The organism is Rhodococcus sp. RCBS9 (assembly GCF_029457415.1).
In the GTDB taxonomy this organism is placed as follows: domain Bacteria; phylum Actinomycetota; class Actinomycetes; order Mycobacteriales; family Mycobacteriaceae; genus Rhodococcus_F; species Rhodococcus_F qingshengii.
Genome location: NZ_CP120422.1, coordinates 266,272 through 287,220 on the forward strand (window position 1 = coordinate 266,272; position 20,949 = coordinate 287,220).

14 protein-coding genes and 3 tRNA genes are annotated in these 20,949 nt (G+C 64.8%); 9 read left to right on the forward strand and 8 right to left on the reverse strand.

The genetic code is table 11. The features are described 5' to 3' along the window. Positions 1 to 50 precede the first annotated feature (50 nt). Positions 51 to 1,286 (reverse strand): Ig-like domain-containing protein, encoded by a 1,236-nt coding sequence (locus P0M12_RS01370; RefSeq protein WP_050656803.1) that lies wholly within the window; start codon positions 1,284 to 1,286, stop codon positions 51 to 53. A gap of 302 nt (positions 1,287 to 1,588) precedes the next feature. Between P0M12_RS01370 and P0M12_RS01375 the strand changes: the two genes are divergently transcribed. The 3 genes from P0M12_RS01375 (at position 1,589) to P0M12_RS01385 (ending at position 3,369) form a co-directional block, all read left to right on the forward strand. Then, positions 1,589 to 1,661 (forward strand) — tRNA-Lys (locus tag P0M12_RS01375). Positions 1,662 to 1,772: 111 nt separating this feature from the next. Beyond that, positions 1,773 to 3,203: an amidase gene (locus P0M12_RS01380; RefSeq protein WP_277377385.1), complete on the forward strand. Its 1,431-nt coding sequence runs from the start codon at positions 1,773 to 1,775 to the stop codon at positions 3,201 to 3,203. A gap of 93 nt (positions 3,204 to 3,296) precedes the next feature. Then, a tRNA-Lys gene (locus tag P0M12_RS01385) sits at positions 3,297 to 3,369 on the forward strand. Positions 3,370 to 3,435: 66 nt separating this feature from the next. Here the strand turns inward: P0M12_RS01385 and P0M12_RS01390 are convergent. Further along, positions 3,436 to 3,657: a DUF3618 domain-containing protein gene (locus P0M12_RS01390; protein WP_007733292.1), complete on the reverse strand. Its 222-nt coding sequence runs from the start codon at positions 3,655 to 3,657 to the stop codon at positions 3,436 to 3,438. Positions 3,658 to 3,802: 145 nt separating this feature from the next. Here P0M12_RS01390 and bcp point away from each other — a divergent pair, with 145 nt between their 5' ends. Beyond that, complete coding sequence (gene bcp / locus P0M12_RS01395; RefSeq protein WP_007733290.1) at positions 3,803 to 4,276, forward strand: thioredoxin-dependent thiol peroxidase; 474 nt, start codon at positions 3,803 to 3,805, stop codon at positions 4,274 to 4,276. Here the strand turns inward: bcp and P0M12_RS01400 are convergent. After that, positions 4,273 to 5,622: a dipeptidase gene (locus tag P0M12_RS01400; RefSeq protein WP_007733289.1), complete on the reverse strand. Its 1,350-nt coding sequence runs from the start codon at positions 5,620 to 5,622 to the stop codon at positions 4,273 to 4,275. The two genes, bcp and P0M12_RS01400, sit on opposite strands and share 4 nt — an antisense overlap. Before the next feature lie 290 nt (positions 5,623 to 5,912). Here P0M12_RS01400 and P0M12_RS01405 point away from each other — a divergent pair, with 290 nt between their 5' ends. Further along, a complete protein-coding gene (locus tag P0M12_RS01405) occupies positions 5,913 to 6,614 on the forward strand; it encodes a TetR family transcriptional regulator (RefSeq protein WP_003945379.1) in 702 nt (233 codons plus the stop codon). A gap of 58 nt (positions 6,615 to 6,672) precedes the next feature. On the opposite strand, the gene P0M12_RS01410 is transcribed toward P0M12_RS01405, so the two are convergent. Together P0M12_RS01410 and P0M12_RS01415 are read right to left on the reverse strand one after the other, a co-directional pair. Beyond that, a complete protein-coding gene (locus P0M12_RS01410; protein ID WP_054187168.1) occupies positions 6,673 to 7,071 on the reverse strand; it encodes a holo-ACP synthase in 399 nt (132 codons plus the stop codon). A 10-nt stretch (positions 7,072 to 7,081) separates the two neighbouring features. Beyond that, complete coding sequence (locus P0M12_RS01415; protein WP_058227147.1) at positions 7,082 to 16,393, reverse strand: type I polyketide synthase; 9,312 nt, start codon at positions 16,391 to 16,393, stop codon at positions 7,082 to 7,084. A 419-nt stretch (positions 16,394 to 16,812) separates the two neighbouring features. On the opposite strand from P0M12_RS01415, the gene P0M12_RS01420 reads away from it, so the two are divergent. Further along, a complete protein-coding gene (locus tag P0M12_RS01420; RefSeq protein WP_277377386.1) occupies positions 16,813 to 17,529 on the forward strand; it encodes a hypothetical protein in 717 nt (238 codons plus the stop codon). A 73-nt stretch (positions 17,530 to 17,602) separates the two neighbouring features. Beyond that, positions 17,603 to 17,684, forward strand: a tRNA-Leu gene (locus P0M12_RS01425). A 59-nt stretch (positions 17,685 to 17,743) separates the two neighbouring features. On the opposite strand, the gene P0M12_RS01430 is transcribed toward P0M12_RS01425, so the two are convergent. After that, complete coding sequence (locus P0M12_RS01430) at positions 17,744 to 18,463, reverse strand: aspartate/glutamate racemase family protein (RefSeq protein WP_064113316.1); 720 nt, start codon at positions 18,461 to 18,463, stop codon at positions 17,744 to 17,746. Between the two features lie 210 nt (positions 18,464 to 18,673). Here P0M12_RS01430 and P0M12_RS01435 point away from each other — a divergent pair, with 210 nt between their 5' ends. Further along, on the forward strand, positions 18,674 to 19,081 hold the full coding sequence (locus P0M12_RS01435; RefSeq protein ID WP_020970031.1) for a hypothetical protein: 408 nt from the start codon (positions 18,674 to 18,676) through the stop codon (positions 19,079 to 19,081). Further along, the gene (locus tag P0M12_RS01440; RefSeq protein ID WP_003945334.1) at positions 19,078 to 19,458 is read left to right on the forward strand and encodes a DUF3817 domain-containing protein; all 381 of its coding nucleotides are present in this window, start codon (positions 19,078 to 19,080) and stop codon (positions 19,456 to 19,458) included. Before P0M12_RS01435 ends, P0M12_RS01440 begins: the two co-directional genes overlap by 4 nt. Before the next feature lie 62 nt (positions 19,459 to 19,520). On the opposite strand, the gene rdgB is transcribed toward P0M12_RS01440, so the two are convergent. Beyond that, complete coding sequence (rdgB, locus tag P0M12_RS01445) at positions 19,521 to 20,129, reverse strand: RdgB/HAM1 family non-canonical purine NTP pyrophosphatase (RefSeq protein WP_277377387.1); 609 nt, start codon at positions 20,127 to 20,129, stop codon at positions 19,521 to 19,523. Between the two features lie 3 nt (positions 20,130 to 20,132). Further along, the gene (rph, locus tag P0M12_RS01450) at positions 20,133 to 20,918 is read right to left on the reverse strand and encodes a ribonuclease PH (protein WP_003945332.1); all 786 of its coding nucleotides are present in this window, start codon (positions 20,916 to 20,918) and stop codon (positions 20,133 to 20,135) included. Between the last annotated feature and the right edge of the window lie 31 nt (positions 20,919 to 20,949).

Below are 20,949 nucleotides of genomic sequence, written 5' to 3' on the forward strand. Positions count from 1 at the left end.
CCAACCGGACGGTCGGGGGCATTCTGCCGTTCAAGGCTTCAGGGACGCACTCAGACGTCCGCGTTGCCGGTCTTCCAGACGCTCCAGGGGATGTTCCAGTCACCGAGGCCGTCGGTACCGGAGAGAGTGCCGCCGACGGTGTTCTTGACGACGACGATGTCCCCACGCTTGGTGTTGTCGTAGACCCACTTGGCGTTGGACGGGCTCAGGTTGAGGCAGCCGTGACTGGTGTTGGAGTAGCCCTGCTGCCCGACCGACCACGGCGCCGAGTGGAAGAAGATGCCGCTGTAGGACATTCGGGTCGCCCAGTCGACGGGGGTCTTGTAACCCTGCGCCGAGGTGACCGGGACGCCGTACGTGGACGAGTCCATGATCATGTTCGCGAAGCGGTCACCGATGATGTAGACGCCGTTGTCGGTAGGAGTGCTGTCCTTGCCCATGGAGGTGGGCATGGTCATGACAGTCTCACCGTTGACCTGGAAAGTGACCTGCTTGGTGTTGTCGTCCGCCGTGGCGATGACGGCATCACCGATGGTGAAGGAACTCTTCGCGTCTTCCTGCCCGAAGACTCCCTTGCCGAGATTGCGCCCGTACACGTTGACGCTCACGTCGACCTTGGTGCCCGGTGCCCAGTAGTTCTCCGGACGCCAACGGACCTCACGATTGTTGACCCAGTAGAACGCACCTTCGACGGCCGGAGTCGTGGTGACGGTGATCGCGGCTTCGGCAGCCTTGCGATCGGGGATGTTCTCGTCGAACTGCACCGCGATGGGCTGACCGATGCCGACCACGTCACCCTCGTTGGGCAAGACGTACGGCTTGGTGACGTTGCCGGGCGCGCTGGTGGTGAAGGACGTGACCGTCGTACTGGCGCCACCCAATCCGAATGCGCGGGCCTCGATTTTGTACTTGCGGTTGTAGCCGAGTGGCTCGGTGGTGGTCCACGACGCACCGTCGGCAGCAATCGCGCCGGCAACTGCCTTGCCGTCCTGATTGACCATCGTCACGTCGGACAGAGCGCCGTCAGCGACGTTGATCTTGACCGGGTCGCCCGGCGAGAAGCCGACAGCGCCGTCGGCAGCGGTCGAGGTGAGCTTCGGCTTGATGAGTTCGGTGAGCGGATTGGAATCGATCGGCGCCGACCCTTCGGTACTGACGTCCTTGCCGCCCGACGTGCACGCGGTCATCAGAACGAGAGCACCGAGAGACGCCGCGATCATCGCCGCGCCCTTCGACGCTCGACCGTTCCCCCCGCGCACGGACAGACCCCACCTTTGACGACTCATCGTTCGACTCCGCTTCACAATTTCTCCGACTAACTTCCGCGTCACATGCGAATCCCACTTACCGGAAGGCAAGTGGGACTTGCGGTATGACTGCGCTGCACCAATGATGCCAGGCGCGCTCGTTACCAACGGTCATGAAAGGCCACGCCGTCAGTAACGTTCAAGTATCAATCGCTCCGAACCGTCCGTTTTGTTACGGCTTTCAGCGGATTTCCTCCGATCGGACTACAGCGGTGACGCCTCCACCTGGCGATTTGCTCCCGAACCGGCGATTCGGCTAATGTTCTGTCTCGCAAGAGCGAGCGCCTATAGCTCAGTTGGTAGAGCAAGTGACTCTTAATCACTGGGTCCGGGGTTCGAGTCCCTGTGGGCGCACTTGCAAAGGTCCCCACCTTCTTCAGAAGGTGGGGATTTTTCTTTGTGTCGTGGTGGACAGGTTGTGGTGAATAGACTTCACAGTTATCGGAACCACGGCCTGGAGGATTGATGACCGAGCGCGAAACCACACCGGGCAGCGAGCTGGCATTTGCCGGGGTTGCGGGTCAGGCCGCTCTGATCCGGTCCGGAGAATTATCGGCCCGCGAGCTCACCGAGAACACACTTCGCCGTATCGAACGCCTCGATTCGACGCTCAATGCTTTTGTACGGGTTCTCGCAGACGAAGCGCTCGACGAAGCGACACGTCTCGATCAGCGCCAGGCCGACGGCCACAGCCTGGGCCCACTGCACGGAGTCCCGATCGCGATCAAAGACGAGAACGACGTCGCCGGAACGCCGACGACGTACGGCGGTGCGGCAGCAACTCGCATCGCATCGGCCGATTCAGAGGTCGTCCGGCGGTTGCGCGAGGCCGGCGCGGTGATCGTCGGCAAGACGACGATGCCCGAGTTCGGCATCTGGCCCTTCACGGAGACTGCTGCAAACGGCTACACCAGAAACCCTTGGGACACCGGTGTATCCACGGGCGGATCGAGCGGAGGATCTGCGTCGGCCGTCGCGTCGGGCATGATCGCAGCGGCAATCGGCGGCGACGGCGGCGGTTCCATCCGACTGCCTTCGGCGTTCTGCGGGTTGTTCGGACTCAAACCGCAGCGCGGTCGGGTGAGCACCGCGCCGAACCGCAACCTCTGGCGCGGACTCGGCACGCTAGGCCCTCTCACTCGTTCCGTCGAGGACAGCGCGCTCGTGTACGACGCGATCACCGGTACCACCGGGACCGACGACTACACAGCCGAAACGCTCCGCACCAGCTTTGCCGAGTCAGCCGCGTCGGCGCCCGGGCCGCTTCGCATTGCAGTGTCCACCCGGAGTCCGGTCCGGGGCGTCCGCCCGTCCCCGGAGGTCGTTGCCGCGGTGCATTCGATCGCAGAGATGTTGAGCGCGTTGGGACATCACGTCGAAGAGCACGATCCCGAGTACCCGGACGCAACTGCAGCATTTCTCCCCCAGGTGCTCGGCGGCGTCCGCGACGAAGCACTGCGCGTCGATCATCCAGCGTTACTCGAGAAGCGCACACGAGCACTCGCGTCGATCGGCCGGATAGTCGCTCCCGCGCGCGTCGGGAAATTCGCTTACCGCAAAGGTGAGCGAATCGCAGCGACGGTCAACCAGGTCTTCGACACCTTCGACCTGGTCCTGATGCCGACCACGCCCGCGCTGCCACGCCCGATCGGACAACTCGAAGGAACCGGCCTTCTGTCAGCAGTCCGCAAGGCGTTGCCGATCGCCGCCTACTGTTCGATCTGGAATGTCTGCGGCAACCCGGCGGCCGCTGTGCCCGCCGGGTTCTCCGAACGCGGACTCCCCCTGAGCGTCCAACTGGTCGGGCGCAGCGGTGGTGAACCGACGATTCTCGCCGTCGCACAGCAGTTGGAAAGCACCGTCCGCTGGCCGGATTCGCACCCTCCACACTCGTGAATTCCGGAAGCGATGTAACCATCGTCACCACGATGAACACGCGTTTTGCAAACTCCTGAGCCTGTCGGCTAATGTTCTGTCTCGCAAGAGCGAGCGCCTATAGCTCAGTTGGTAGAGCAAGTGACTCTTAATCACTGGGTCCGGGGTTCGAGTCCCTGTGGGCGCACTTGCAAGAAGGCCCCCACCTCACCAGGTGGGGGCCTTCTTCATGTTCTGTCTTCGACAACTCGGGTCAGCGAATGATCTTCCGGACCACGAGTATTCCCACCACTGAACCGACTGCGATCAGCGCGTACTTCACTGCCGGCTCGTTGAGCTTGGCGAGCACCGTCTTCTTGGTGTTCTCGACCAGCCGCTTCGGGTTGGTGCGGACCGTCAGTTCGTCGAGTGTGCTCGCGAGCTGGTTACGCGCCTTCTCGATCTCGCGTTCGATGCTCTCGGTGTCCCTGGGCACGTGTCCTCCAACTTGTCTGTGTTCTGCTGCTCTGTGTGCGGGTCTGCTGTGCGGACGCAGCGCGCCGACACTTCGCTCTACCGTAGAGGAGCAGAATGCCCTCGCGCCCACCTGCCGCGCAATTTCTCGACTAACCTCGATTCCCGTGACCGAGAACAGTAGATTGTCCGCCGGCGACGTCGCGCCGGATTTCACGCTCCCAGACGCCGATGGCAACGAGGTTTCCCTTCACGATTACCGCGGCCGCAAGGTCATCGTGTACTTCTACCCGGCGGCCAGCACCCCGGGGTGCACCAAGCAGGCCTGCGACTTCCGTGACAGCCTCGCCGAGCTGAACGGCGCCGGCCTCGAAGTCATCGGAATCTCGCCGGACAAGCCCGCAAAACTCGCGAAGTTCCGCGATACCGAAGAGTTGACCTTCCCGCTGCTCTCCGATCCCGAGAAGGCGACGCTCGAAGCCTGGGGCGCGTTCGGTGAGAAGAAGATGTACGGCAAGACCGTCCAGGGCGTCATCCGCTCGACGTTCCTCGTCGACGAGGAAGGCAAGATCGAGGTGGCCCAGTACAACGTCCGGGCCACCGGCCACGTCGCCAAGCTACGACGCGATCTGTCGGTCTAACTCCCGTACCGGCTCAAGAACAGAGCCTCCGCGAAAGCAAGATTCTCGATCTCCGACGGGTCGACGCTTTCGTCGGGCGCATGAATGCGGCATTGCGGTTCCTCGACGCCGATCAACGCGATCTCCGCGTCGGGGAACTGCTCGGCCAGTGCACTGCACAGCGGTATCGATCCCCCTTGGCCGGCAAATCCGACTTCGCGGCCGTAGGCATCGGTGAGCGCGGACTTCAGCTGCGCGAAACCTGCACCCTCCGTCGAGGACGAGAACGGCGATCCCGTCGATTCCGGAACGACCTCGATGTGGACGCCCCACGGCGCCGCCGCGCGGAGGTGGTCCGTCAACAACTTCTGTGCCTGCGCCGGATCCGTGCCAGGCGGGACACGAAGATTCAGGCGTGCCGACGCGCGGGGCGTGATCGCCGCCGCCGAACCCACGACCGGCGGGCAGTCGATACCCAGGATGGTCAGCGCCGGACGAGCCCACACCTGCTCGGCGACCGAACCGGAACCAGTCAGCTGCACCCCTTCGAGCACCCCGGCGTCGGAGCGGAACTGATCGCCGTCATAACTGACACCCGCCCATTCCTGGTCGTTCGTCAAGCCTTCGACAGTGGTGTTTCCGGCGCTGTCGTGCAGCGTCGAGAGTATGTGCACCAGCGCGGTGATCGCATCGGGCGCCGGTCCACCGAAGACACCGGAGTGAATCTCACCCTCGAGCGTCGACACGTGGACCACAACGTTCGCGATCCCGCGCAATGACGTCGTGATCGTCGGCTCCCCGACTTCGGTGTTGCCGGTATCGGCGATCAGGATCATGTCGGCTGCAAAAAGTTCGGGCCGCTCTCGCACCAGATCCTCGAGACCGCCAGTGCCCATCTCCTCGGATCCTTCGGCGACGAGCGTCAGGTGGACGCTCGGATCCACACCGGCTGCGGCGAGCGCTCGCAGAGCTGTCAGATGCATGACGACGTTGCCCTTGCAGTCGGAAGCGCCCCGTCCGTACCACCGTCCGTCGCGCTCGGTGAGCGTGAAAGGCGGGGAGCCCCAGAGCTCTTCGTTTCCGGGCGGCTGAACGTCGTAGTGGCAGTACAGCAGAACGGTCGGAGCACCGCCCGGGCCTGGTCGACGCCCGACAACCGCGGCCGAACCGTCGGAGGTCTCGATCGCCTCGATATCGGCGAAACCCTGAGCCCGGAATGCCTCCAGGACCCAATGCGCAGCGGCCGCGCATTCTTCCGGCGGGTACTGCCGTGCATCGGCGACGGACTTCATCGCCACAAGTGCACTCAGATCCTCACGGGCACGCGGCATGAGTTCACCTACCGCGGTTCGCAGTTCTTCCGTCATCGTCTCCCTCTCCTCGGCATCGAATCTCGGTGTGCCCGAAGAATCTCAGTCTGCCCGAATCGGACGTAGGCAGGCGCCAGGATCGCCGTTGCGCCACACCGCGCAGCAACCTCTTCGGCTACTGGACAGTTGGTCACCTAGTATCGAGGTGTGGCAACAGCATCGGGACTCGTGTGCGCGCACCTGCGCGGTGCGTTTCGACCGATCACGACCGCCGAAGTAGGTGGCCGATGACACCGGATAATGCACAAGTCCCAAATTCGACAGAAAACACCGATAGCCTGGAAGACGTGCAGCCCACGACTCGTCACCGCGCGCGGCGACGAGTCGACCCAGCACTGGAGAATCCCCAGAGCCTCGAAGAACCGCAGGAACTGCTGCCGCGCAAGCGTCCGACGCAAGAGCGCAGCCAGCGTAAATTCGACGCACTCCTGGCTGCGTCACGGGAACTCCTCACCGATGTCGGTTTCGAATCGTTCACCTGTGAAGAAGTCGCGGCACGTGCTGACGTCCCGATTGGGACGCTTTACCAGTTCTTCGCGAACAAGTACGTCATCGTGTGCGAATTGAACCGCCAGGACCTCGTCGGGGTCCAGCACGAGCTTGCTCAGTTCGGCGGCGAAGTACCCTCGCTCGACTGGTTGCGGTTCCTGAACAGTTTCGTCGATCACATGGCCGGGCTGTGGACGTCTGATCCGTCGCGCCGCGAGGTCTGGCTGGCGATGCAGTCGACGCCGTCCACGCGGGCAACCGGAGTCATTCACGAAAAGCAGTTCGCCGAGACCGTAGCGAAAATGCTCGGCCCGTTGACGCCTCGTACGCGGCGAGATCGTCGCCTGATGATGGCGGAAGTTCTTGTCCACGTGGTGTATTCGATGCTCAATTTCTCGGTTCAGGACGGTCAGTCGCATGCCGACGCCGTCGCCGAACTGAAAAGGTTGATGATCGCGTATCTCCTCGTCGCCGAGAAGGAATCCCGCACGAAGGACTAGTCGAACGACAAAGAGCCGGTCTCCCCTTGGGAGACCGGCTCTTTCGTGTGCGGCAGTGCTACTCCGGGTCGGATTCGATGACCGCGAAAGCGCCCGCCATGTCCCCGTCGTGGGTGAGCGAGATATGAATCTTCACTCCGGTCAGGTGTTTGGCCACGTCACCGCGAAGCCGGATGCCGGGGCGCCCCCAGGCGTCCGAGACGACCTCGATCTGATTGTGGATCATTTCCCCCAGCACCGGTGGGCCGGCGAAGAGAGCAGTTGACCATGCCTTGATCACTGCTTCCTTCGCAGCCCACCGGGCGGCGAAATGTCGTGCCGGTTCGGAGCTCCGGGTAGCGGCGTCTCGACGCTCGCCCGGTGTGAAGTTGTCGAGCATTGCCGTTCCCGACCTGTTCAATTGCTCGGCGAACTCCGACACCGTCACGAGGTCGAAGCCGATACCCAGAACTCCCATACCGTGACTACTACTTGCAGCCGGGCAGATTCGAGCGGTACACCTGGTCTGCGCCGAGTCGTGCGTCCTCGCTCAGCAGCATGTCCGCTTCGAGCTGACGCGACGCCTTGGCCGGCGTTCCGTCGGCACCGAGGCGACGATCCGCCGGGCGCTCGTAGAGGCTGTCGCCACCGCACATCGCCTTCGCGAGGCGACGCTGACCGTCGATCGTCCGCTGCTGGGCCGCAGCAACATAGGCGTCACGCTTGTCGGCCGGAACCGACTCGACGAATGCCTGCGGGTGCACGACTGCGATCAGTCCGGAGACGTGACCGAAGCCGAGGCTGGTCAGCAGGCCCGCGCGCAGCGGAAGATGCTCACCGAACTTGAGCGGCTGACGTGCCCACACGAGGTGCTCGAATTCGGCCATCTTGTCGTCGACGCAGTCGAGGCTGCGGTTCGGCGGGACGATGCCCTGGCTCAGTACCTGGCAGAGCCCGATCAGCTGGAAGGCTGCGGCACCACCCTTGGCGTGACCGGTCAGGCTCTTCTGCGAGACCACGAACATCGGCGCGCCTTCACTGCGTCCCAATGCCCCGGCGAGGCGCTCGTGCAGCTCTGCCTCGTTGGGATCATTGGCGGCAGTGGAGGTGTCGTGCTTGGAGATCACGGCGATGTCGTCGGCGCTCACGCCGAGTGCGTTGAGCGAGAGTGCGAGCTGCGAATCCGCTCCCCCACGTCCGGCGCCCAGTGCTCCGAGTCCCGGTGCCGGGATCGAGGTGTGGACACCGTCGGCGAACGATCCGGCCCAGGCGACCACACCGAGGACGGGAAGACCCATCTCGAGTGCCAGGTCACCGCGAGCGAGGAGAATCGTTCCGCCACCGGCCGACTCGACGAATCCGCCGCGGCGACGATCGTTGGCCCGCGAGAAGCGGCGATCCTCGATGCCCTTGGCATGCATGTCCTCGGTCTTGGCAGTGGCCGACATGTCGCCGAAGCCGATGATGCCTTCCGTGCTCAGATCGTCGAACCCGCCGGCAACAACCAACTGCGCCTTGCCGAGTCGGATCTTGTCGACGCCTTCTTCGACGGATACCGCTGCCGTGGCACAGGCGGCGACGGGGTGAACCATCGCACCGTAACCGCCGACGTACGACTGAACGACGTGCGCTGCAATGACGTTCGGCAGCGCTTCCTGCAGGATGTCGTTCGGACGGTTCTCGCCGAGCAGCGTGTCGATGTACAGGCTCCTCATGGAGGTCATGCCGCCCATGCCGGTGCCCTGCGTGTTGGCGACCAGGCTCGGGTGTACCCAGCGGAGCAGTTCGCTCGGAGTGAAGCCGCCGGTGAGGAAGGCGTCCACCGTTGCGACGATGTTCCAGAGGCCGACGCGGTCGACCGAATCTGCCATGTCGGCGGGGATGCCCCACTTGGTGACGTCGAAGTTGGTCGGGATCTGGCCGCCGACACTGCGAGTCAGCTTCATCTTGCGCGGGACGCGGATCTCGGTGCCTGCGCGGCGGGTGACCGTCCAGTCTCCGGACTCGGCGGAAACCGTCGCCGTCGTGTTCTCCGGATCGGATTCGACGAAGGCCTGAGCCTCTGCCTCACTGCCGACCACGAAGCTCAGATCCTTGTCCAGGAACACGGAGGTGAGCAGCGGAGCGGTGTTGTCGATCATCGCGCCCTCGTCGACGTAGCGACGGATGCCGCAACGCTCGACGACTGCGTCGTGGTACTTGTCGGCGATTTCCGCCTCGGGTACCAGGTCACCGGATTCGACGTCGTACCAGCCCGGCTTGGGGTCGTTCTCCCAGACGATGAGTCCGGTGTTCCACGCCAATTCGAGAACGCCTGCGGCAGAGAGCTGCTCGTCGACCTCCATCTCGAAGCGGGTACGCGAGGAACCGTAGGGTCCGAGCTCTCCGGCACCCACGATGACCACGAGGTCCGCGGGGGTGACGTCCAGTTCGGGCCAGCTCGGAGCCTTGACCGAGTCGTCGATGCGAGCCGGCGCGGGCAGCGCCAGGATGCTGGACTCGTCCACTGCTTCGTCGACAGCTTCGGCGATCTCGGCAACCTCGGCAGCTTCCTTGGCCAAAGCACCCAGATCCAGGTTGGCCTCGGACAGTCCGCCGGTCAGGTCGACCTCGAGCGGGGCCTCTGCTGCAGCGCGCCGCGACTCGCGGGTTGCCGTCTTCAGCAGTTCGGTCGCCATCTCCTGGGTGGACCAGGTGCGGACGCCCGCAGCTTCGACCGCGTCGACGATCGGATCGTTGTGACCCATGAGTCCGGTTCCGCGAACCCAACCGATGACCGCGTGTGCCAACGTGACCCGCTCGGCCCAGTTGCGCTCGGCCTTCCAGCGGTTGACCACGGCGATCAGCGAAGCCTTGGCCTCGCCGTAAGCACCGTCGCCGCCGAACGTTCCGCGGTTCGGCGAACCGGGCAGCACCACGTGCAGGTGCGTGTCGACGTCGCTGTCGTAACCGATCTTCGACAGACCGCCGATGAGGCGCTCCACCGACCAGAGCAGCACGCGCATTTCCATTTCGGCGCGAGCGCCGGCGTCGGAGAGTTCGCCGCCGACACGGGGAGCTGCGAACGGGAAGAGCATCGTCGGCGTCATGGCCGGCTTGATGAGCTTCTTTGCGCCGCCTGCGTTCTCGGTGGCTTCGTTGCCGATCCAGTCGATCAGTGCGTCGACGTCGGTGTACGACGCCATGTTCGCGGGAACCACCCAGAGGGCGGCACCGGCGCGAGCGTTCTCGCGGTACAGGTCGCGGTAGAAGCCGAGACGCTGACCGTCGAGTCGCGAGGTGGTCACGAATACCGTTGCGCCACCGGCAAGGAGCTTGCCCGTGACCGCTGCCGCGATGGAACCCTTGCTGGCGCCCGTCACTACTGCGACCTCGCCTGCCCACTCGGGTGCGTCGGATTCTGCCGCAGCAGCCGCATCAGCGATGCGGGTGTAGACCTCGGCGAGTGCGGTGCGGCCTTCGTCGGTTGCACGGGTGGCCCACCACTTCGCCTGTGCGGCGACGGTGGAGCCGGCACCGATGAAGTTCTCGACCGACAACGCGGTGTCACCGAGCCAAATGCGAGCGAGATCCTCACGCGCACTTGCCCAGCGGTCGTCGAGCAGAACGGCCTTCTGCGCGTCGAATGCCGGAGCAACCAGACGCGGCCAGTCGGAGCCGAGTTCGGCCGAGACCAGGTCGACCAGTTCGGTGTCCTCGACCGTCGCGACTGCCGTTTCTTCGTTCAGTCCGAGCTGCTCGAGTACCAGGCGTGCGGCCGAGGCCAGAACGCCGTTGCGACCGGTGATGTTCTCGGTGAACTCACCCAGAGCAGCTGCGTCGACAGTTCCGCCGCTTCCGCCGCCGGTAGCGGGCAACGAGACACTAACTCCACGAGCAGACCCGACCGAGGCAACTGCGCTGTCGATGACTGCGTCCACTGCTGCCGCGTCGGCCAGTGCGCCGGAGCTCAGGCCACCGAGGTCGCCGCCGCGGATGCTGGCGCCGTCACGGGTACCGAGAGCCACTGCTGCGGTGACGTGGTGTGCCCAGCCGTCGCCCAGTTCCCAGACCTTCTTGACGCGGTCGGCGATGTAGCCGGGACGCTTGCCCGAGGGGCCGAAGACCTTACGCAGGTGATCGTTGATCGAATCGGAGAGCACCGGTCCGAACGGCTTGTACGTACGGGCGAGCTTGTCGACGGTTGCCCCCAGGGAGCCCATGTCGGCGTCTGCGGCCCCGTCGATGGCACCGAGGGAGAGCTCGGAGCCGAGGTCGACCAGAAGCTGGTTGCGACGCGAGGAAACGCCGTCGCACAGTGCCTCGATCGTGTCCGCGGGGCCGACCTGATCGGGACGGAGCTTGGTCCACAGGCTGATCAGGACCTTCGTGGCGTCGGGCGCCTTGAAGGTGAGGTCGTCCGGACGCGGTCCACCCGAAGGTGCAGCCGGCGCGGCAGCGGCAACCGGAGCAGCGGCCGCGGCGGCCGGAGCAGCCTGCGCGGCAGGCGCTTCGATCTCGTCGTCGTCATCGACAGCGGGGTCGACGTCGGTGCCGTAGACGATCGCAGCTTCGCGCTCGACGTTGAGAACCTCGACCGGGTAGCCGAAGCGGCCCGGCAGCTTGAGGGTCTGCGACGCGAGGTTCGCGACGGTCGGGGCAGCGCCGAGACCGATCTCGACGAAGCGTTCGACCCCGAGCCCTCCTTCGGACTCGTCACCGAAGAGCAGGTCCTGCGTCTCGATCCAACGGACCGGGCTGGCGAACTGCCAAGCCAGCAGCTCGATCAGGATGATGCGGGACAACTCGTGAGTGCGCGTTGCGTAGCTGTCGAAGTCTGCGAGGACTTCCTGCAGCGGCTCGGACGGCACCAAGTCGGCGATTTCCTGAACGAAGTCACGTCGCAGCGAGAACGGCTTCGGAACCAGGTTCGGGATGTAGCGGCCGATCAGGATGTCCGGGTCGATGTCGTGCGGGAGCAAGTCCTGCAGGCACACGCGGAAGTCCGCCACACCACCGCGAAGGACGGTGGAGTGGAACGGCACGTCGATGCCGGGAACCTGGATGTATGCCCGCTTGCCACCGAATTCTGCTCGGCGACGGTCGATTTCGACCTCGAGTGCGTCGAGACCGGCTACCGAACCGGCGATGGCGTACTGGCTGCCGCGCAGGTTCAGGTTGACGATTTCGAGGAACTCACCGGAGGTCTCGGCGACACCGGCGACGAAGCCCTGCACGTCGTCGTCGGAAACACCGATCTGCGACGGGCGAATAGCGGCCATGCGGTAGTCGGAGCGTCCGGCTTCGTCACGGGGAACGAGCTGGTGCATGGCGGAGCCACGCTGGAAGACGACCTCGAGAAGTGCTTCGAGCGGGAAAACCTCGGCGACAGCGGCGAGTGCGTTGTACTCACCGACCGAGTGACCGGCCAGAAGGGAATCCTCGATGAAGGTTCCGGATTCGCGCAGCTCGGCAACCTGGGCAACACCGAGAACGGCCATGGCCACCTGGGTGAACTGAGTCAGGTGCAAGACACCGTCGGGATGCCTGTGCTCGACACCACGGGCCTTGACGGTCACCGGGTTGTCGCGCACGACAGCGAGAATCGAGAATCCGAGTGCCTTACGAGTGTGCTTGTCCGCGCGCTCCCAGACGTCGCGGGCGGCCTTGGAGCGTGCGCGAGCGTCGAGGCCCATGCCCGGGCGCTGAATGCCCTGGCCGGGGAAGGCGTAGACGGTCTTCGGCGCGGCGGTGCGGCCGGTGGCGACCATGACCAGTTCACCGTCGATGCGGCAGCCGACCTCGACGATTTCCGCGCCCTGGTCGATACCGACACGATCGACACGGACGTCGATCTCGGCGCCGGGTCGAACCATCCCGAGGAAGCGAGCTGTCCAGGCGGTCAGGCGGCGCGGCGGGACGCGGGTCTCGGCCGGGTCGACTGCGGTGACTACCTGCTGCGCTGCGGCGGAGAGCCACATGCCGTGCACGATCGGGGTTCCGAGGCCGGCCAGCAGAGCGGCGTTGTCGGAGGTGTGAATCGGGTTGTGGTCACCGGAAACCTGAGCGAAGGCGCCCATGCTGACCGGAGCGAGGATCTTCGCGTCACGGCGACGACGACGCGAGGTGTCGACAGCCGCATCGCTGATCGATCCACCGGCGCGAGCCGGGTCGGCGAGTTCGCCTGCACCGGTGCGTCCGCGGATCGCGAAACGCTCGGTCATGGTGACGACTGCGGGGGCGTCGAGGCCCTCGCCGAGCATGGCACCGACCTCGACCTTGACCTCGACGACACGACCGAGGTCGGTGTCGAGAACCGAGGCGACCTCGGCATTGACCACGAGAATGCTTGTCTCGGAGGGAAGTTCACCGACGAAGTCGACGGTGTGGTCGAGGTGGACCAGGTCGAGCATGCCTTCGATAACGGAAAGACTGTCGAGCTTGGCTGCGCCGAGGACTGCGAACACTGCAGGCCAGCATGCTCCGACGACGACGTCCGGAACAGCCTTGCCGCTGACACTGAGCGTGGCGGGCAGACCCGAACCGGTGACACCGGCGTGATCGGCGATGCGATCGGGAACCCACGCGACGTTGAGGCGAGCCTTGCCGTTCTTGACTGTCGGAAGTTCCTGTCCGGCAGCAACTGCCAGGAGCGCGGACATCGCACCTTCGGCATCGGCTTCGGTGACAACCGGAGCGCCGCCGTCGACGACGGACTCGGGGATCGTGATCGTGATGTCGACCGACTTGCCTGCCACCAACGGAACCGAAAGCAGCACGTGCGAGGAATCGACGACGGTCAGACTGGAACCGGTGGTGCCGTGAACTGCCTTGTCGGCAGACTCTGCACTCCACTCGTCGAGGTCGCCGAGACGACGGACGGGGTTCTGGGTCAGGCGGCCGGCCCACTGGAGGTCAGGAGCCGAGAGAACGGCGTCGAGAAGTCCGGGTGCGGAATCCTGGTGGCGACGGCTCGCGAGTGCAACCGGAGTGGTTCCGGCAGCAACCAATTCGTCGTAGGTCGCCTTCTCGAAGCGATCGAGCAGGTCACCGACCGGCTCGTCGACACGGGTGATGCCGGCGACGGCAACGGTGCCGGGGATGACGCAAACCTGATCGGCGGTGTAGCGGGGGTCGTGTGCCTGCCACAGGGAGTCGCTGCGCCACCAACGACGCACGTCACCGTCGACGACGGGAACGAAGTTGACCGGCTTGCCCGGCGTCTTGCACAACGAGATGAAGAACGAGACGTCTGCGGGATGCAGAACGGTGGTCGAGTAGTCCGGGTACGACGCCTGCAGTGCGCAGATTGCAGCCTCGGGGCGCTCGAGGGTCTCGGCGTCAGCGAACAGCGTGGGGATCGGGCCGCGGTCGACCGGGTGCAGACGCGCCTCGGTGCGCTGGAGCATCTCGCCGAAGCGAGCACGCCAGGTGATGTCGAGCCACGGGCTCGACGTCGCCTCGACGATGGCGTCCTGAAGATCGGCGCCGCAGTCGAATTCCTTCGCCGCGTCGATGCCGACGGTCAGCTCGAGGTAGCGGCGCAGCCACTGTGCGTACGTCATGGTCTCGACGTCGCCGAAGTACGGCTTGGCGGTGACGTCGAGGGCGGCGATGATCTCGTCGCGGCGCTCGGCCACTGCCTCGGAATCGCCGGCAACCTCGTCGAGGAGGCGACCGGTACGCGAAGCCGCGTTGTCGATCTCGTGGATGTCGGCACCGAGCTGGCTACGGCCGGAGGCCATTCCGCCTTCAGCGGTACCTGCACCGACCCAGTCCGGCGTACCGGGTGTGTCGACGAGGAGCTGCTTGACCTCGGGAGAGGTGGTGGCCTCGAGAGTCGCCATGGCTGCGGTGCCGACCAGGATGCCGTCGACGGGCATGGCCGGGAAACCGGCTGCGGCAGACCAGCGACCGGTCAGGTAATCGGCTGCGCGCTCGGGTGTTCCGATGCCGCCACCGACGCAGATGACCAGGTTCGGGCGTGTACGCAGCTCGGCGTACGTGTCGAGGAGCAGGTCGTCGAGGTCTTCCCACGAGTGGTGTCCGCCGGCGCGGCCGCCTTCGATGTGGACGATGACCGGGAAGTTCGGAACCTCGTTGGCGATGCGGATCACGGAGCGGATCTGCGCCACGGTGCCGGGCTTGAATGCAATGTTGGTGATGCCGATCTCGGACAACTCGTCGATGAGAGCAACAGCCTCTTCGAGTTCCGGGATACCGGCGGTGACGATGACGCCGTCGATGGGAGCACCGGCGGTACGGGCACGCTGCACGAGGCGCTTGCCACCGAGTTGCAGCTTCCACAGGTACGGGTCGAGGAACAGGGAGTTGAACTGGACCGCGCGGCCCGGCTCGAGCAGCATCTTCAGCTCTGCGACACGGTCTTCGAAGATTTCTTCGGTGACCTGCCCGCCACCGGCAAGCTCGGCCCAGTGACCGGCATTGGCTGCCGCGGCAACGATCTTGGCGTCGACCGTCGTCGGCGTCATACCTGCGAGCAGGATGGGTGAACGACCGGTCAGCTTCGTGAACGCGGTCTCGACGCCGATACGGCCGCCGGGAAGCGCAACGGGCTTCGGCGCGAACTCGGACCACGAACGTGAGACCTCAGGTGCTGCACCGGGTGTGAGCAGATTGCGGTGTCCGCCGCGGGTGGCTGCGGCAATGATGCCGATGCCCTGTCCACGCAGCGAAGAGGACGTCATACGGGTCAGCTGATCGCTGGGTCCGAGATCGAGAATCCACTTGGCGCCGGCGGAGATTGCGCCGTCGACAGCCTCGACCCAGTCGACCGGATCGACGAGGACACCCTGCGCAAGTTCGCGCGCACGGTCCGCGTCGAGACCGCAACGGGTCGCCCAGCTGCCGACGAGTTCGACGGCCTCGGTCAATGCGGGGTGATGGAAGCCGATTTCGGTGTCGAGCGGATCGAAGGACGGCGCGAAGACGGAACCGCCACGCTTCTTACCCTCACGCTCGCGGGCTTCCTCGGCTTCGATCTGTTCACAACGCTCTTGCACGCGTGCCAGCTGAGCGGGCGGCCCGGCGAGAACGACGCGGCGACGGCCGTTGCGGATGGCGAGGACAGCCGCGCGCTCAGGCGCCACACCCTCGGCAAGCTCGGCGACGACGGCGGCGAGACGCTCGGGATCGACGCCCGAGACCGCAACCATCGGCTTCGCGGAGGCGCCGGCGATGACGCCGCGGCGACGGCCGACCAAGCTGGCAGCAGCACCGACGAGCTGTGCGACGGCGAGGAGTTCACCGTCGTCGTTGCCCTGCGCGGCTACGGCAGCCGTGGCCAGAAGGCCCTGCGAGTGGCCGATGACGGCAGCCGGCGGGTTACCGGCTACATCCAGACCCTGAGCGGAGAGTGCACGCAACGCCGCAAGCTGCGTGAGGAAGACGCCGGGGAGTGACACCGGAGCTGCGGTGAGCGCGGCAGCGGAAGGCCCGGCCGACTTCTCACCTTCTTCTTCGTCGACGATCTCGGCTTCGAGCATCCACGCGATCGGATCGAATCCGACCGGGCGAACCACGAGGAGATCCTGTGCGACGGGCGCGAGGCGTGCGGCTGCGTCATTGACCAGATCGGTCAGAACGGGCTCCAGGCCGTTGTCACGGCTGAGCTCCTCGAGCGAGGTGAGCCAGGGAGCGCCCTGTCCACCGAAAGCGATTGCGTAGGAAACGCCGTTGTTCAGCGAATCGACGAGGGCACCTTTGCTGGTCGTGCGGGACTGTCCCCCATCGACGCCGAAACGGCGTCCACCCTTCGAGTCGCGTCCGTTTCCTGTAGGTGTCGTGTCATCGATCGTCACGCGTACGTCCTCTCCTGGTCACCCCTGCGGCGAGGTGGGATTTGCGGTGTGCTGCCCGGCTGAAGTGCTCGCGAATTCGTCGAGAGAATCGACGGAGTCAGGGCGTTCGTGCAAGACAAGGTTTACACAGAATCATGAGGATTTCCTCACGTTTGTCGGCACCCTGGAAATCTGGACTTTCGGGGCCGTGATCTTCCTCACGAGACTTCGAGAAAGTGACTCGCGAGTAGGTCGCGAACGCCCTGCCTGGGACTGTTACCGGGATTTTCAGAAACCTGAGGAACCCCTCATATTTATTGTTACCAATTCGTGACCTCCTTGACGGACGGTCGATCCCGTGCGTTCCGGGCCACAATCTGTCGGACTCCCTCGCTACGTTCAGCGCGTCCACACCGGACAACTTCTCGGGGGGAGAAATCATGAAAGACACAGACGTAGTCAGAGCGGCCGAATTCATCGGCGCCGAGCTTCCGCGCGAGGCGTGGCCGCATTGGAATCAGGGATGGCCGCGCGAGTCCGAAGCCGCCCTTCTCGATGCGATCTTCTCGTCGCGCGCCGCCTATGGAACACCGAAGACCGGAGTCCGCGCCGTCGTCGACCGTTGGCGCACACACCGCTCGGTAGCCGCCGACGATCGCCTCGACAGCTTGCCCGCTCTCGCCGCCTTCACCGACCGTGGCGACGAGCTCGCAACGATTCTCGGCAATCGCCAGCGCGTGCCGGGCAACTACTTCACCAAAGCCGAGGGTGCGGCTCGCGCGGCCAAGGCGCTCGTCGAATCCGGTTGCAGGTCCAGTGCCGACGTCGAGGACACCGAAAGCCTCCGTTCGGCAGTTATCTCCGTTCCGGGGCTCGGCCACAGGACCTTCGAGACGCTGGTGTTCCTGTCCGGGAAGTTGACGGTAACTTCGATAGATCTACTTGCACGGTTCGCCACCGAAGCAAGCAGTGGTGAGGAATTGTTGTCGAGCACCGACGCAGCCGAGTTGCTCGTTGCGGTTGCCGAACATCTCGATGTCGATGTTCAAACGCTCACCCACGCTGCGTGGCGGTATCAACGCACGGCCGAGCAACCTCGCCGGTCGAAGAAATCCACCATGCCGCCCGCAGCGCATCCACTCGCCGAAACGGCCTGAGAGCGGGCGGGCGCATCCCGACCAGGGTGGTGTGCCCGCGAGCGATTCCACTCGCGTATCCTTTGAATTCCGCGCGCGAGTGGCGGAATTGGCAGACGCGCTGGATTTAGGTTCCAGTGTCTCAGGACGTGGGGGTTCAAGTCCCCCCTCGCGCACAACGAAGAGCCCCGCCGGATCTGATCCGGCGGGGCTTTTTCGGTTCTCGTGAGCAAGGTCAGCGCTTTCGATCCTTGACCGGTGGAGTCATGTACGTCGTCCGACTCGGTGTCAGCCCCAGACGGACCGAGCTCTCCAACCAGGTGATCGCCGAGGCCGTCGGATCCACAACCGGAACGTGAATCCCTTTGCCATGCAGCCTGTCTCGGACCGCACTGGTCACACCGAGCATCCCGGTGCAACCGAGAACGACGGTGTCGGCCTCGCCGTTCTCCACTGCCGCAGACGCCTGAGCGGCCAGTCGATCGATCAGTTCCTCCCGATCGGTAAGGCCCAGCACCGGCATGTCCACGACTCGAATACTGCCCAGCCGATTGTCCAGCCCATACCGCCGAGTGAGCGATCGGAGCATCGGCACGACATTCGGCAGGATGGTCACGACACCGACGCGATCGCCCAGACTCATCGCTGTCAGAAATGACGGCTCGAAGCCGCCGACCACCGGAGCGTCGATGACCTCTCGGGCGGCATGCACTCCGGGATCGGCGAAACACGTGATGAACACACCGTCGACGCCGTCGGCTGCCGCCTCCTCGACCCGCTGCACGATCCCGGGGCCGGCAAGTGCCTCGTCGTACTCGGACTCGATGCTCGCCGTGCCAGAGAGCAGTGACACGACGTCGACCGTCGTACCGGGCGCCGCCCAGTGCTCCACCTCGGCTGTCACCGCCGGAGTCAGTGTGGTGTCGATGACCGGGCGAATCACTCTGATGTGCATGAAACACTCCCCTGCTTTCGGATACGCGCCGAGGTTATCGATGCAGCACAGCCGGGAGAATGTGTTCAGTGCCCTGGCGTTGCGGGTGAGGATGGGCATAGCGCACAGGTGCTGCGGGACGGCTTCTACGACACGCCGTGGCACGGCTTCTACGACACCGTGTCGGAGATCGCAGGGCGAGGCACTATAGCTCTCAGGTACCGTCTTAGTGTGTCCAAGAACGCTACTAAACGCCGACCTGCGCTGATTCTGCTGGTCATCGTGTCAGCTGCCGGCTGCCTCGCGCTCGGCTGGTGGCAGTGGGAGCGCTTCGAAGCCGTCGGAGGCTCGGGACAGAATCTCGGGTACGCGTTCCAGTGGCCGCTGTTCGCGGCGTTTGTCGTGTACGCGTATCGCAAGTTCGTTCAGCTCGAAGACGTGGACCCCGAAGAGGCCGAAGCCGAGGAAGCCGCCGCGGAGCCGCGTGAGATTCCCGCCGACCTCTTGCCGCAACGCCCGCGGGCCGAGTTCGACGATGTGAACCTCGACGTCGACGACCCTGAAGCCCGCCAAATGCTGGAATACAACGACTACCTTGCGCAGCTCGCCGCTCGCGAGTCCGATAGGAGCACGACGTGAGTACCGGTTCGGAAGCGAGCATCGCTACCCCCGCAGTCAACGCAGAAAAGCAGAAGAAGGTTGCGTCGGCGCTGGTCCGATACCGCGTTCTCGCCTGGATCACCGGCCTCTGGCTGCTGTTCCTGACCGGTGAGATGGTCTACAAGTACCTGATTCTCGACAATTCGGCGGACGCACCGTCGTGGTTGTTCTACATCGGCCAGATCCACGGCCTGTTCTACATGCTCTATCTCGTATTCACGATCGACTTGGCGATCAAGGCCCGGTGGAAGCCCGGTACGACGGTTGCCACCGCGCTCGCCGGCACGATCCCGTTCCTGTCGTTCGTGTTCGAGCACAAGCGAACCGCCCAGGTGAAGCAGGCTTATCAGCTCTGAGAGTTTCAAAAAGTAGAGCCCTGAACGCAGCCGCGTTCAGGGCTCTACTTTTCGGATTCGGTTCAGCCGGCCAGTGCCGCCAGCGCGGGAACGAGCTGTACGAGCGCGCGCCCTCGATGTGACGCCGCATCCTTCTCGGCCGGGGTGAGTTCTGCGGCCGAGCGGGTGTCGCCGTCCGGACGGAAGATGGGGTCGTATCCGAAGCCGCCGTCGCCGGCTGGTTCGCGGCCGATCACCCCGCGCCATTCGCCGCGCACGACGGTCTCGTCGCCGCCGGGGATCACCAGTGCACAGGCGGAGACGAATGCCGCGCCTCGACGCTCGTCCGGCACGTCTCCCAGCTGAGCCAGGACCAGAGCCGTGTTGGCGCCGTCGTTTCCGTGAGTACCCGACCACCGCGCGGACAGCACACCCGGCATACCGTTGAGTGCGTCGATCTCGACACCGGAATCGTCTGCGATGCAGGGCATTCCGGTTGCAGTTGCTCCGTCACGCGCTTTGGCGAGCGCATTCTCCTCGAACGTCGCTCCGGTCTCGGGGGCTTCGGGGAACGGCGGGACCTCGTCGAGCCCGACCAGTTCGATTCCGTTCACTCCAGCGGCGTCGAGCACCCGGTGAAGTTCCTTCAGTTTCTTGGCATTTCGGCTGGCAACCAGTACTCGTACGCTCACAGCTCAGGCACCGAACTTCTTCTTGGGTTCCGGATTCTTCGGTTCGGGTAGCACCCCGGGATACGGCTCGGCCAACGCTTGACGCTGGATCTCGAAAAGTTGCTCACAACCAGCCAGAGCGGAGTCGAGCAGCTTGTCCAGCGTCGAGCGTGGGAAGGTGGCGCCCTCACCGGTTCCCTGAATTTCCACCAGCGTGCCGGTATCGGTGGCCACGACATTCATGTCTACCTCGGCACGCGAATCCTCTTCGTACGGAAGATCGAGGCGCACTCGTCCGTCCACGACGCCGACGCTGACGGCCGCTATGCCACACGAGATGGGCTGAGGGTCGGATAGCAGGTCGGCTGCGCGCAGGTACGTCACGGCGTCGACCAGGGCCACGTATGCCCCCGTCACTGCCGCGGTGCGAGTGCCACCGTCGGCTTGGAGGACATCACAGTCGAGGGCGATGGTGTTCTCACCGATTGCCGCGAGATCGATGCACGCTCGAAGTGATCGGCCGATGAGTCGACTGATCTCCTGCGTGCGGCCGCCGACCTTGCCCTTGACCGATTCGCGGCCACTGCGTGTGTGCGTGGCGGCGGGAAGCATCGCGTATTCGGCTGTCAGCCAACCCAAGCCGGAGCCCTTGCGCCAGCGGGGTACACCCTCTTCGACGCTGGCCGTGCACATGACGCGAGTGTTCCCGAACTCGACCAGAACGGATCCGGCCGGGTGACTGGTGAACCCGCGGGTGATCTTGACCGTGCGGAGCTCGTCGTCCGCCCTACCGTCTTCTCGTGTAGTCACCTTCGTGAGCCTAGCGGTCGCCCGGTGAGCG